The 11,883-nt window shown below is 71.4% G+C and carries 12 protein-coding genes; 7 read left to right on the top strand and 5 right to left on the bottom strand.

Features of this window, described 5'->3' with window-relative positions:
• Positions 1 to 5: 5 nt before the first annotated feature.
• From corA to ACLQ29_RS26400, 4 genes are all read right to left on the bottom strand, one after another.
• Positions 6 to 1,163: a magnesium/cobalt transporter CorA gene (corA, locus tag ACLQ29_RS26415; protein ID WP_425774140.1), complete on the bottom strand. Its 1,158-nt coding sequence runs from the start codon at positions 1,161 to 1,163 to the stop codon at positions 6 to 8.
• Between the two features lie 319 nt (positions 1,164 to 1,482).
• Positions 1,483 to 2,577: a PLP-dependent aminotransferase family protein gene (locus ACLQ29_RS26410; protein ID WP_425774139.1), complete on the bottom strand. Its 1,095-nt coding sequence runs from the start codon at positions 2,575 to 2,577 to the stop codon at positions 1,483 to 1,485.
• A gap of 106 nt (positions 2,578 to 2,683) precedes the next feature.
• Positions 2,684 to 3,142 (bottom strand): ester cyclase, encoded by a 459-nt coding sequence (locus ACLQ29_RS26405; RefSeq protein ID WP_393364764.1) that lies wholly within the window; start codon positions 3,140 to 3,142, stop codon positions 2,684 to 2,686.
• Between the two features lie 84 nt (positions 3,143 to 3,226).
• Positions 3,227 to 3,619 carry a CBS domain-containing protein gene (locus tag ACLQ29_RS26400; RefSeq protein ID WP_357808804.1) on the bottom strand — a complete coding sequence of 131 codons (393 nt, stop codon included), beginning with the start codon at positions 3,617 to 3,619 and terminating at the stop codon, positions 3,227 to 3,229.
• Between the two features lie 113 nt (positions 3,620 to 3,732).
• Between ACLQ29_RS26400 and ACLQ29_RS26395 the strand changes: the two genes are divergently transcribed.
• The 5 genes from ACLQ29_RS26395 to ACLQ29_RS26375 all read left to right on the top strand — a co-directional run bounded on the left by ACLQ29_RS26395 (position 3,733) and on the right by ACLQ29_RS26375 (position 7,506).
• The gene (locus tag ACLQ29_RS26395; RefSeq protein ID WP_425774138.1) at positions 3,733 to 4,182 is read left to right on the top strand and encodes an NUDIX hydrolase; all 450 of its coding nucleotides are present in this window, start codon (positions 3,733 to 3,735) and stop codon (positions 4,180 to 4,182) included.
• Positions 4,179 to 4,946: a hypothetical protein gene (locus ACLQ29_RS26390; RefSeq protein WP_425774137.1), complete on the top strand. Its 768-nt coding sequence runs from the start codon at positions 4,179 to 4,181 to the stop codon at positions 4,944 to 4,946. Before ACLQ29_RS26395 ends, ACLQ29_RS26390 begins: the two co-directional genes overlap by 4 nt.
• 79 nt (positions 4,947 to 5,025) lie before the next feature.
• Positions 5,026 to 5,757, top strand: a complete 732-nt coding sequence (locus tag ACLQ29_RS26385; protein WP_425774136.1) for a sugar phosphate nucleotidyltransferase — start codon at positions 5,026 to 5,028, stop codon at positions 5,755 to 5,757.
• Complete coding sequence (locus tag ACLQ29_RS26380) at positions 5,745 to 6,812, top strand: iron-containing alcohol dehydrogenase family protein (protein WP_425774135.1); 1,068 nt, start codon at positions 5,745 to 5,747, stop codon at positions 6,810 to 6,812. The genes ACLQ29_RS26385 and ACLQ29_RS26380 overlap by 13 nt, the downstream gene beginning before the upstream one ends.
• The gene (locus tag ACLQ29_RS26375; RefSeq protein ID WP_425774134.1) at positions 6,787 to 7,506 is read left to right on the top strand and encodes a CDP-alcohol phosphatidyltransferase family protein; all 720 of its coding nucleotides are present in this window, start codon (positions 6,787 to 6,789) and stop codon (positions 7,504 to 7,506) included. The genes ACLQ29_RS26380 and ACLQ29_RS26375 overlap by 26 nt, the downstream gene beginning before the upstream one ends.
• A gap of 66 nt (positions 7,507 to 7,572) precedes the next feature.
• Here the strand turns inward: ACLQ29_RS26375 and ACLQ29_RS26370 are convergent, their stop codons facing one another.
• Positions 7,573 to 8,709: a tetratricopeptide repeat protein gene (locus ACLQ29_RS26370; RefSeq protein ID WP_425774133.1), complete on the bottom strand. Its 1,137-nt coding sequence runs from the start codon at positions 8,707 to 8,709 to the stop codon at positions 7,573 to 7,575.
• A 332-nt stretch (positions 8,710 to 9,041) separates the two neighbouring features.
• Here ACLQ29_RS26370 and ACLQ29_RS26365 point away from each other — a divergent pair, with 332 nt between their 5' ends.
• A complete protein-coding gene (locus tag ACLQ29_RS26365) occupies positions 9,042 to 11,300 on the top strand; it encodes a CHAT domain-containing protein (RefSeq protein ID WP_425774132.1) in 2,259 nt (752 codons plus the stop codon).
• The coding region (locus tag ACLQ29_RS26360; RefSeq protein ID WP_425774131.1) for a tetratricopeptide repeat protein at positions 11,290 to 11,883 on the top strand (594 nt) is incomplete at its 3' end. The genes ACLQ29_RS26365 and ACLQ29_RS26360, both read left to right, overlap by 11 nt.

Here is an 11,883-nt window from a genome sequence, read left to right as displayed (position 1 = left end):
CGCGGTCAGAGCCAGCCGTTGCGGCGGAACCACCGGTAGAGGGCCAGCGACACGCCGAGCATGAGGGCCAGGGCCACCGGATAGCCGTACGTCATCTTCAGCTCGGGCATGTTGTCGAAGTTCATGCCCTCGACGCCGGCGATGGAGGTCCAGACCGCGGCGATCGCGGCCCAGGCGGCGATCTTGCGCATGTCGTTGTTCTGGTCCACGGTGACCTGGGCCAGCCGCGCCTGGAGGATCGAGTTCAGCAGGTCGTCGTAGGAGTTCACCTGCTCCACGGTGCGGCTCAGGTGGTCCTGCACGTCCCGGAAGTACTTGCGGATCTCCTTGGGCACGTCCCGGTTGACCTGGGAGGTAAGCGTCATCAGCGGCCGTTGCAGCGGCACCACCGCCCGCTTGAACTCCACCAACTCCCGCTTCATCTGATAGATCCGCTGGATCCGCCCGTGGCCCTGCCGGTCGAAGACCTCCGCCTCCAGCACGTCGAGGTCGTCCTCGATCTGCTCGGCCACCTCCAGATAGAGGTCGACCACCCGGTCGGTCACCCCGTACGCCACCGCCCACGGGCCCTGCAGCAGCAGATCCTGCTTGGTCTCCAGGTCGGCGCGGATCGGCGCCAGCCGGCAGGCGTCCCCGTGCCGGACGCTGATCACGAAGTTCGGGCCGATGAAGAGCATCACCTGCCCGGTCTCCACGACCTCGGAGTTCTCGGTCAGCTCGGCGTGCTCGCAGTACCGCGCGGTACGCAGCACCAGGAAGACGACGTCGCCGAACCGCTCCAGCTTCGGGCGCTGCTCGGCCTTCACCGCGTCCTCGACGGCCAGCTCGTGCAGACCGTAGGTCTCCGCGATGGCGGTCATCTCGGCCAACTCGGGCTGGTGCAGACCGATCCACACGAAGCCGTGGTCCTCGCGGCGGGCCGCGGCCAGCGCGTCGGCGTACGTCCAGTCGCCGGGTTGCCGCCTGCCGTCGACGTAGAGCGCGCAGTCGACAACGGCGCTGCGGCCGGTGCCGGTGCCGCCGGTGGGCGTCGGCGCGGGCGGCGAGCCGTCGGCGTTGAGGATCCGGGTCATCGCCCGGACCGGGGAGGGCCACGCCCGAGGCCGCAGCACCCGACCTGTGGTCGGCGCTGCCGTCCGGTCCCGCTCTGTCCGATCCGTCATCGCGTCACCTCCCACGCTCGGCTGCGGCTTGCAGGCTACGCCGACCGCGGCGCGGGACACCTGTGACGGCTGTCGCGTGGGGGCGGCGCCGGGCGGGCCGGGCCGCATCGGGGGGTGTGCGGGGACGACACGGCCCACCCGGCACCTGTGGGGGCGGGAGGTTGTGCTGCCGCGGCACCCAGGTCGCCGCCGGTCCGAAGGCCACGAGTGACCTCCGCAACAGCTACTGGGTGACGCTCGCAGCATTGTGGGCCGTCGGCCGCCCCGGGCGGGAGTCCCGGGGCGACCGGCGTCGTCGTTCTGTCGGGAACCCGACAGCTCAGTTACGGACGGCCTCGACGGCCTCGGCGAGCCGACGGACACCCTCGTCGATCTTGTCGGCGGTCACCGCCGAGAAGGCCAACCGGAGAGCGTGCCGCCCACCCTCCAGCACGAAGTCGCTGCCCTTGACCACGGCCACCCCGCGCTCGGCCGCCGCCGGGGCGAGCCGATCGACAAGCACGTCCTCCGGGAACTCCACCCAGAGGAAATAGCCGCCGTCGGGCTCCACGAAGCGCGCCTGCGGCAGGTGCCGGCGCAACGACTCGGCGAGCACCCGGGCCCGCTCGCCCAGCGCCGCCCGGACCGTCTCGATGGAGCGGTCGATGTCACCGGAGACGCAGAACTGGTGCACGATCGCCTGCGACACCATGCCCGGCGAGATGTAGAGGCTCGTCGCGTTCTTGGCGATGTCGGCGATCAGGTCCGCCGGGCCGACCAGGTAACCGACCCGGACACCCGGGCACACCGTCTTGGTGAAGCTCGACGCGTGCACCACCACGTTGCGGGTGTCCAGCGAGAGCATCGACGGCAACGCCTCGCCCCGGAACCGGACGTCCGCGTACGGGTCGTCCTCGAAGATCGTGAACTCGTACTCGGCGGCCAGGTCGAGTAACTCCCGACGCTTCTCCAGCGAGAGGGTCATGCCGGCCGGGTTCTGGTAGTTCGGAATGACGTGCGCGAGCCGGGGCCGGACCCCGGACTCCAGCAGCTTGCGCAGCTCGGCGGTGTCGAGCCCATCCGGCTGGACCGAGATGCCGTGCAGCTCACTGCCCATCCGCTGAAGATTGAGCAGCGTGCGGTCGTACGTCGGGCGTTCCACCACCACCGCGTCGCCGGGGCGGACCAGGTGGTCGAAGAGGAACGCGTCGGCCTGAAGCGACCCGTTGGTGACCAGCACCTGGTCGGCCTGGACGCCGTGCTTGTCGGCGATCCACTTCCGCAGCGGAAGGTAACCGACGGAGGTGCCGTACGCCGTGACCCCCGCGGGGTCGGCGTCGAAGGCGCGGACGGCGGCGGCCTTGAGCCCCTCGACATCGACGATGTCCAGCGAGGGAGCCCCACGGGCAAAGGAGATCAACTGCTCGGCGGTCATGGATGTTGAGCGTACGGGCGGCAGCGGGCGACGCGCGGACGGCACGGCGATGTCCGCATCCTGAGCCACCGGGACGGGTGACCCGACTCCACCGGTCGGCGACAGATCAGACCGGAAGTGCGAGCGCGTCGTGGTGCGCCACTCGGGAAAGTCCCTCAAACTGCACGCCGAGCGCGTCGAGGAGCTGGCTCCAGTCGAAGTAGGAACGCCAGGCGGTGATCCGCCCGTGACGAGCCCGGACCACGTCGGCCACCTCCCAGCTCACCAGCCGACCGGTGGGCGCGACGGTGCCGTACGGCGAGTGCAGCGTGCCGGTGTGGGTGCCGGTCAGGCGCAACTCGACGGCCGCCCCACCACCCGTACGGACCGCGCCGAGCGGGTCCACCCGCAGGTCACCGAAGGCACCGGTCCAGGTGCGCAGCAGCGCGGGCAACTCGATCGGGCGGACCGTCACACCCGGCATGGCGTAGAACGCCTCCGGGGCGTAGAGGTCCGGTAGACGGGCCACGTCCCGACGCAGGAGCATGGCGTACTGCTGCTCGACCAGGCGCTCCGCGTCACGCATCGGGCCCTCCCTCGCGGACCACGGCATCTCCGCGCCCGCACGGGGATCCTTACCCGTCTATCCGGCCCGGCACACCTGCCCGGCTCAGGTCGTGGCGGCCACCTGGCTCTCCGCCCAGACCCGCATGATGTCCCGGACGGAGATCACCCCGGCGACCTCACGGCCGTCCAGCACCACCAGGTGCCGGAATCCACCACGGGCCATGGCGGCGGCCGCCTCGGCCACCGTCCATTCCGGTCCCGCGTAGACCACGTCCCAGGTCAGATGGGCGCCGGTGCGTTCCACGTCACAGTCCAGGCCGGCGCCGATCGCCTTCAACACGTCGCGTTCGGTCATGATCCCGACCCCCTCGGAATCCGGGTCGATCACGACGGCCGACCCGACACCACGGGCCGACATCATCCGCGCCGCCTGGCGGAGCGTGTGCTCCGGACCGACGACGAGAACCTGGCTGGACATGGCATCCCGTACCTGCATCACACATCACTCCTTTGGGACGGTGGCCTCCGGTACGGACATGGTCGTCCGTGGATGTTTCCGGGACAAGACCGAACATCGCCGTACCAGCGGCCGCTCGCTACTGTCGGACCGTGTCCACCGAGCCCCTGCGCTGCGCCGGCGCGCTGATCGTCGACCACGACGGCCGCATCTTCTTCCAGCGCCGCTCACCGCAGCGACGCCTCTTCCCCGGCTGCTGGGACATCGTCGGCGGCCACCTCGAACCGGGCGAGGAGATCGACGAGGCGCTCCGCCGGGAGATCGCCGAGGAGACCGGCTGGTTCCTCTCCCACGTCCTCGGCCCGGTCGGCGAGTACAGCTACGTGGGCGACGACGGCCTGGCCCGGATCGAGTACGACTTCCTGGTCCGGGTCGACGGTGACCTGGACCGCCCGGCGTTGGAGGCCGGCAAGCACACCGAGTTCCGCTGGCTGGCCGAGCACGAGGTGGACGTCCTCGACGAGCACCGCGACGTCAACGACGGGCTGATCCGGCGGATCGCGGAGGAGGGCTTCGCGCTCCTGCGGTCGATCGGTCTGTGAACACCGTCGAGTTGGCGCCGCACCGCGTCGCCGGGCTGCTCGCCCCGGCCGTGGACCGGGTCTTCCGCGCCGGCATGCTGGCCGGCCGCGACGGCGGAGGCGCCGAGCTGAGCCAGCGGTACGGCGGGCCGACCGCGAGCGGCTTCCTGGTGGACCTGCGCACCCGCCTGGCCGCGCCGGGCGGCACCGTCGACGCCCCTGGATTCGCGGCGATCACCAGGTACGGAGATCCGGTCGTCGTCCGCCGGACGGTCGACAAGCAGGTGGCGCACGGCATGCTCCACCGCCGCCCGGACGGCGCGCTGTCCGCCACCGAGCGGGGCGGGGCCTTCCTCGCCGAGCTGTACCAGGTGCACGCGGAGGTCACCGAGGAGCTGTGGGCCGGGCACGACGAACGGGTGTCCCGGCTGGTCTCGGTGCTCGGCCGGCTGCTGTCGTACGCCCTGGTGCTGGCCGACACCGACGGCGACCGGGGCGGCTCGGCCTTCGCCGCGATGGCCCCGCCCCACGAGCCGGACGGCACCCCGTCGGGCGTGCTGCTGCTCAACCGGCTCGGCACGCTGCGCTACCACCGCGCCGACGCGCACGCCGAGGCCTGGGCGGCCGCCGGGCACACCGCGTCGAGCATCGCCACCCTCCCGGCCGGTCCCGAACGGCTCGCCATCGAGCTGGAGACCGACCGACGGGCCGCCGGCCCGTACTCGGTGCTCGGCGCGGACGAGCGGCTGACCATGCTCGCTGACCTGGCCGCGCTGCCCGGCTGACCCGGTTGGCCCCAGCGGCGGGGCCAGCCGGGGCTATCCTCCACCGGTGACGGGGAGCAGGACGAGGGAGGATGTCGCGATGATCGGAATGGTGCTCGCGGCCGGAGCGGGACGACGGCTGCGCCCGTACACCGACACCCTGCCCAAGGCGTTGGTGCCGGTGGACGGCGAGACCACGATCCTGGACATCGCGCTGGGCAACCTCGCCGAGGTCGGGCTCACCGACATCGTGATCGTGGTCGGCTACGCGGCGGAGGCGGTCCGTGCGCGGCAGGCCGACCTGGAGAAGCGGTACGGGGTCACGCTCACCCTGGTGCACAACGACAAGGCCGAGGAGTGGAACAACGCCTACTCGCTCTGGCTCGCCCGGGAGTACTTCGCCCGGGGGGTGCTGCTCGTCAACGGGGACACCGTGCACCCGGTGAGCATCGAGAAGACGCTGCTCACCGAGCGCGGGCCGGGCATCCTGCTCGCCGTGGACACGCTGAAGCCGCTGGCCGAGGAGGAGATGAAGACCACCTTCGACGCCGCCGGCCAGCTCACCCGGATCACCAAGCTGATGGACCCGGGCGAGGCGTACGGGGAGTACATCGGCGCGACGCTCATCGAGCCGCAGGTCGCCGACGCCCTCGCCGACGCGCTGGAGGCGACCTGGCGGCGGGACCCGAACCTCTACTACGAGGACGGCTACCAGGAGTTCTCCGACCGGGGCGGGGAGGTGCGGGCGGCGCCGATCGGTGACGTCCCGTGGGTCGAGGTCGACAACCACGCCGACCTGGCCCGCGCACGGGAGATCGCGTGCCGCTACTAGCTCGGAGCGTCCTCACCCCGCTGCACATCGACGTGCGACGGGGGGCGGTGGCCGACCTGGCGGCGATCCTGGCCGACGGACGGATCTCCGCCGGCGGTGACGTCGCGGTGGTGGTCGGCCCCGGTCAGGGCGCCCAGATCGCGGAGCTGATCCGACCGTCACTGCGGACGGCGGACGTGTTCACCGTCTCCGGGGGGACCCTGGACGCCGCCGACGACCTGGGCGGCAAGCTGCGCGCCCGGTCGTACGACGCGGTCGTCGGGATCGGCGGCGGCAAGACCATCGACGTGGCCAAGTACGCGGCGACCCGCCGGGGGCTACCGATGGTGTCGGTGGCGACGAGTCTCGCCAACGACGGGATCGCCTCCCCGGTGGCCAGCCTCATCACTGACGGGCTCAAGGGCTCCTACGGTGTGCACATCCCGATCGCGGTGATCGTCGACCTGGACTTCGTGGAGAGCGGCCCGGACCGGCACAACCGGGCCGGCATCGGCGACGTGATCAGCAACATCAGCGCGCTCGCCGACTGGGAGCTGGCCCGCCGGGTACGCGTCGAACCGTTCGACGGGCTCGCCGCCTCGCTGTCCCGGGCGGGTGCCGAAGCGGTGCTCAACCACCCGGGCGACATGGCCGACGACGCCTTCGTCACCGTGCTGGCCGAGGCGTTGATCTCCAGCGGCCTGGCCATGGCCATCGAGGGCACCAGCCGCCCGTGCAGTGGCGGCTGCCACGAGATCATGCACGCCATCGACGCGCTCTTCCCCGGCACCGCCTCACACGGCGAGCTGGCCGGGTTGGGCGCGCTGTTCTGCACCTGGCTGCGCGGTGACCTGCGCCGCTTCGGGGAGATGTCGGCCTGCCTGGCCCGGCACGGTCTGCCCCGGCTCCCCGCCGAGGTGGCGCTCAGCGACGACCAGTTCGTGGAGGCGGTGCAGTTCGCGCCGCGTACCCGACCAGACCGCTACACCATCCTCGAGCACCTGGCGCTGTCTCCTACCGAGACGCGGGAGCGGCTGGCAGACTACGCCGGTGCAATCCGCGACCAGCTTGGCTGACCCCCGTCCCACCGTCGCCGACTTCCACCGGGTGAACCGGGGCGGCGGCCTGTTCAGCGAGTCGATCAGCCAGTGGCTGGGCGCCGTCTTCGCGCTCGTCGCCCAGCGCCTCGGCCTGCGGCCCACGGCGCTGACCATCACCAACCTGGTGCTCGGGCTGGCCACCTCGGTCACCGTGGTGGCGCTCGCCGGCCCGGTCGCGGACGGGGACGTACCGGCCTGGGTGGTCGGCCTGCTCGCCCTGGTCGGCTGGCAGGTCGCGTACTCCCTGGACTGCGCCGACGGGCAGCTCGCCCGGGTGACCGGCCAGGGCAGCGCGGCCGGGGCCCGGGTCGACGTGCTCTGCGACGTGGCCGCGCAGATCGCCCTGGTCGCCGCGTTGGCCGCCACCGCCGTGGCACAGGAACCGTCCACCCCGACCTGGCTGGTGGCGACGTTCGCGGGGACCTGGATGGTCAACCTGGTCACCTCGGTGATGCAGGCCGGCCCGAACGCCGCCAGCATGGTCACCTCGACCTCGCTGCCGGTACGCCTGGTGAAGCTGGTCCGCGACTACGGCGCGGTGGTCTTCGTGGCCGCCCTGGTGCTGGCCGTGGCCCCCGCGCTGGTCCTGTGGGTGCTCGTCGCGTTCACGATCGTCAACGGCGGCTTCCTGCTGGCCAGCATCGCCTTCTCCGCCCGCGCCTCCCTGTAAGGGCCCTGCGGCGCGTCGACGAAACGCCACCCGTTGGCATCACCTTCGTCGTCGGCAGCGCTGCCCTCACGGTCCCGCAGGCGGTTCAGAACCGCTGTCTTCCGCACGTTGTTGGCGGAGTTGTTCGAGGAGGGCGGTGTCGGCTTCGAGGTCGGGGTGGTCGACCTGCCGGTCGAGGTCGACGACGTATTCGAGTTCCCGGATCGCCTGGTCGAGGTCACCGCCCGCCCGGTGGATCATCGCGATGTTGTACCGGGTGACGGCTTCCCCGGCCCGATCGCCGACCTCCCGCCGGATGGGCAGGGCCTGGTAGTAGTGGTCGAGGGCCTGCTGACGGTCCCCTAAACCGACGTACGCGCTGCCGATGTTGTTGAGGGTGGTGGCTTCGCCGGCCCGGTCACCGACCTCCCGCCGGATGGGGAGGGCTTGGTGGTAGTGGTCGAGGGCCCGCTGACGGTCCCCTAAATCGGCGTACACGTGGCCGATGTTGTTGAGGGTGGTGGCTTCGCCGGCCCGGTCGCCGACCTCCCGCGTAATGGGGAGGGCTTGGTGGTAATGGTCAAGGGCCCGCTGCCGATCCCCCAACCCGCCGTGAACGCTGCCGATGTTGCTGAGGGTGGTGGCTTCGCCGGCCCGGTCGCCGACCTCCCTCAGGATGGGGAGGGCCTGGTGGTAGTGGTCGAGGGCCCGCTGCCGATCCCCCAACCGGTTGTACACGTTGCCGATGTTGGTGAGGGTGGCGGCTTCATTGGCCCGGTTGCCGGCCTGCTGGTAGATGGTCAGGGCGTGCTGGTAGTCCTCCAGTGCCGGCCAGGGTCGACCGGTCGACGACCGCGCCCAGCCACGCTGATAGAGGGCGCCGGCGTCCAGGCTGAGGGTCAGGGTCGCGGTGGCCATGGCCTCGACCGCAGCGAACCGCGAGGTACGCAGCCACACCCGACACACCCGATCACCGACATCCCGGGCGATCGCCGGCAGCCGCCCGGCGACAGCAAGCCGATGTACCTCCACATGTCGGGCGACGGCGGTCGCCGCAGCGGGAGCGACCTGGCGCGGTCCCGGCGGTTCCCGATCCTCCATGCCCGATCCACCTCGCTCTTCCTGCTTCTCCCGGGTGCCGACCTTCTCCCGGTTGCCGACGCGGCGGTTGCCGAGGGTCGGACCGTGGCACCACCGGCGTACGGCGGTGGCATCGGCCGTCATTGTTCTTCCCACGATGGCCGGGATGCGGTCAGCGAGTCGGAAACCCGTCACCTGAGCCGGGCTCACCGAGCGGTCCCGGGACGCGAATGAAACGTACAGTGGCCGCCAAGGTCCGCCCCTCGATCACCTGGCCGGGGCCGAGCACGGGCGGTCCTGGGCCGGCTTGACCGGGCGTGTCGGGGGAGGGTGCGGGCGATGGGAAACGCCACGGTGGAGGTGTCCGGGGCGCACGCCGCGAGCTGGGCGGCGGAGCTGCGGGCCGCACTGGTCGGGGCCGTGGGGCCGGACGACACCGGGCCGCGCTGAACTGACCGCCACGACGGGATGGGCAGATGGGCACCTTCGAACTGGAGGTCTTCGCGCAGACCTCGAACTACTACGAGCTGCGGCTGTCCGCCGACGGCGATCCGCCCCGGACCCGCGGCCTGGACCGGGCCGCGGTCGATGAGCTGGTCACGCTGGGACGACGTGACTACAGCACCGACGCCGCCGCGCAGAAGGTGTACGGCGCGGTCCGGCTGGCTGAGCTGGGGGCGCGGCTGGCGGAGTTCCTCGACGGTGACCAGCGGTGGCTGACCTCGATGCTGGCCCATCCGGCCGGGGCGGTGCTGCGGATCACCGCCGAGCAGCGGCTGCGGCACCTGCCCTGGGAGCTGCTCGCGCAGGACGGCGCGTTCCTGAGCGTGGCCGGGCGGGCGCCGCTGCTGCCGGTCCGTGCGGTCGGCACCCACGCGGCGCTGACCGGCCCGGTCACGCCGGGCAACCGGCCGTTGCGGGTGCTGTTCATGGCAGCTTCGCCCGAAGGCGTCGAGCCGGTGCTCAACTTCGAGGCCGAGGAGGCCGCGATCCTGGCCGCGACGCGACGGACCGGCACCGATCTGGTGGTCGAGGAGAGCGGCACCCTGGACGGGCTCCGGTTCCTCAGCCGCGACTACGGGCCCGGCCACTTCGACGTGCTGCATCTGAGCGGGCACGCCACCACCGACGGCGGGGAGCCGGTCTTCGTGGTGGAGGACGAGTTCGGCGCGCGAGCCAAGGCGACGGCTGACCAGATCGCCGAGGCGATGCAGAGACACTGGCCGAGGCTGGTGTTCGTCTCCGGCTGCCTGACCGCTGACGCCCCCGGGGGTGGGGCGTTCCCGTCGATGAGTGAGAGCCTGGTGCAGGCTGGTGCCCCTGCGGTGCTCGGCTGGGCTCTGCCGGTCGGGGACGTCTCCGCCACCGATTTCGCCGCCGCGCTCTACCAGGCCCTGGCCGACGGCCAATCGTTGGACCGGGCCGTCGTCGAGGCCCGCCGTCACCTGTTCCACGACAAGAAGAGCAGCTACTGGCATCTGCTCCGGGTCTACGCCGACCGGTCCCCGCTGACGCCCATGGTCACCCCGCTGCACACCCGGGGCCGCAGACGGTCGCAGGTACGCGCCGTCGACCGGCAGTTCCTGGACCCGCAGACCCAACTGTCCCGGGTCGCCTCCCGCGCCGAGTTCGTCGGCCGGCGTCGACTCATCCAACGGTGCCTGCGCGCCCTCCGGCAACCCGCCGACACCCCCGGCGCGGCGCAGGGCCTGCTGTTGGCCGGCATGGGTGGGCTCGGCAAGAGCAGCCTCGCCTCCCGGCTCCTGGAACGCATGCCCACCCACCAGTACGCCGTCTGGTACGGCCGGGTCGACGCCATCAAGTTCCGCGAGCTGACCGACAAGATCCGCTTCGACAGCATCGACCAGAGCATTGAGGCCGGCGCACTCCTCGACAATGAGCAGGTTCCCCTCCTGACCCGGCTGCGGCACCTGCTCGACGCCGACGGGCCACTCGGCGGGACACCCTGCCTGTTCGTCTTCGACGACTTCGAGACCGGCAACCTCGACACCCGCGACGACGGCAGCCGAGTGCTGGCCCCGGCGATGGCCGAGATCCTGCCCGCCCTGCTCGCCGCAATCCGCGACACCGGCAGCCCGAGCCGCGTCATCATCACCAGCCGCTACCGCTTCCCCGCCCCGGCCGGCACCACCGTCGCCGTCGAGGCCCTGGAGACCCTCACCCTCGTCGAGCAGACCAAGAAGATCGCCAACCTGGCCAACCTGCGCCCCGAATCCACGATCGACCCTGGCATCCGGGACCGGGCGATCGAGGCCGCGGCTCGCAATCCCCGGCTGCTCGACTGGCTCAACCGGATCGTCGACGATGCCACCCTCGACATCGACGGCCTGCTCACCGCCATCGAGAACGAAGCCAACCGGTTCCGCCGCGAGACGGTCCTGGCCGACAACCTGCTCGATTCCCAGCCTCTCGAACTCCGCCGGATGCTCGCCAGGATCAACGTCGTCGAGCTACCCGTACCCGCCGCCACCGTTCACGCCCTGCACCAACACCCCGACGCCACCCGGCACCTCCAGCGGGCCGTTGAACTCGGCCTGCTCGAAGAGGGCATCGACCCCGAGAGCCTCCAGCCCCGTTACTACGTCTCCAACATCCTGCATCCCCTCGTCCGCCCCCTGCTCACCGACGACGAACACACCGAGGCCTGCGCCGCCGCCGCCCAATCCCTCTACCAGCTCTGGGTCCTCGACCCCGCCGCCCCCGATGGCCACTGACGCGATGGTCCTGGCCCGTTGGGTCGAGGTGCATCGGCTTGCTGTCGCCGGTCAGCAGCCGGCGATCGCCCGGGCCCTCAGTGACCGGGTGTGTCGGGTGTGGCTGCGTACCTCACGGTTCGCGGCCGTCGAGGCCATGGCCACCGCGACCCTGACCCTCGGCCCGGACGCCGACGCCCTCTATAAGCGTGGCTGGGCGCGGTCGTCGACCGGTCGGCCCCGGCCGGCACTGGAGGACTTGCAGCAGGCCCTGACCATGTACCAGCAGGCCGGCGACCGGGGCAACGAAGGCGCCACCCTCACCGGCATCGGCAATGTGTACAACCGGTTGGGGGATCGGCAGCGGGCCCTCGACCAGTACCACCAGGCCCTCCCCATCCGGCGGGAGGTTGGCGACCGGGCCGGCGAAGCCGCCACCCTCAACAACATCGGCCTCGTTCACGACGGGTTGGGGGATCGGCAGCGGGCCCTCGACCACTACCACCAAGCCCTCCCCATTACGCGGGACGTCGGCGACCGGGCCGGCGAAGCCACCACCCTCAACAACATCGGCCTCGTGTACGACCGGTTGGGGGACCGGCAG

The organism is Micromonospora sp. DT228 (genome assembly GCF_049841595.1).
Lineage (GTDB): Bacteria > Actinomycetota > Actinomycetes > Mycobacteriales > Micromonosporaceae > Micromonospora.
This window is presented reverse-complemented; position numbering and strand designations above follow the sequence as displayed.

What these genes read in the sequence shown, in the direction of transcription:
- ACLQ29_RS26370 (WP_425774133.1), bottom strand. Translation starts at nt 8,709, where the DNA reads ATGACGGCCGATGCCACCGCCGTACGCCGGTGGTGCCACGGTCCGACC.
- ACLQ29_RS26385 (WP_425774136.1), top strand. Translation starts at nt 5,026, where the DNA reads ATGATCGGAATGGTGCTCGCGGCCGGAGCGGGACGACGGCTGCGCCCG.
- corA (WP_425774140.1), bottom strand. Translation starts at nt 1,163, where the DNA reads ATGACGGATCGGACAGAGCGGGACCGGACGGCAGCGCCGACCACAGGT.
- ACLQ29_RS26400 (WP_357808804.1), bottom strand. Translation starts at nt 3,619, where the DNA reads ATGCAGGTACGGGATGCCATGTCCAGCCAGGTTCTCGTCGTCGGTCCG.
- ACLQ29_RS26365 (WP_425774132.1), top strand. Translation starts at nt 9,042, where the DNA reads ATGGGCACCTTCGAACTGGAGGTCTTCGCGCAGACCTCGAACTACTAC.
- ACLQ29_RS26405 (WP_393364764.1), bottom strand. Translation starts at nt 3,142, where the DNA reads ATGCGTGACGCGGAGCGCCTGGTCGAGCAGCAGTACGCCATGCTCCTG.
- ACLQ29_RS26410 (WP_425774139.1), bottom strand. Translation starts at nt 2,577, where the DNA reads ATGACCGCCGAGCAGTTGATCTCCTTTGCCCGTGGGGCTCCCTCGCTG.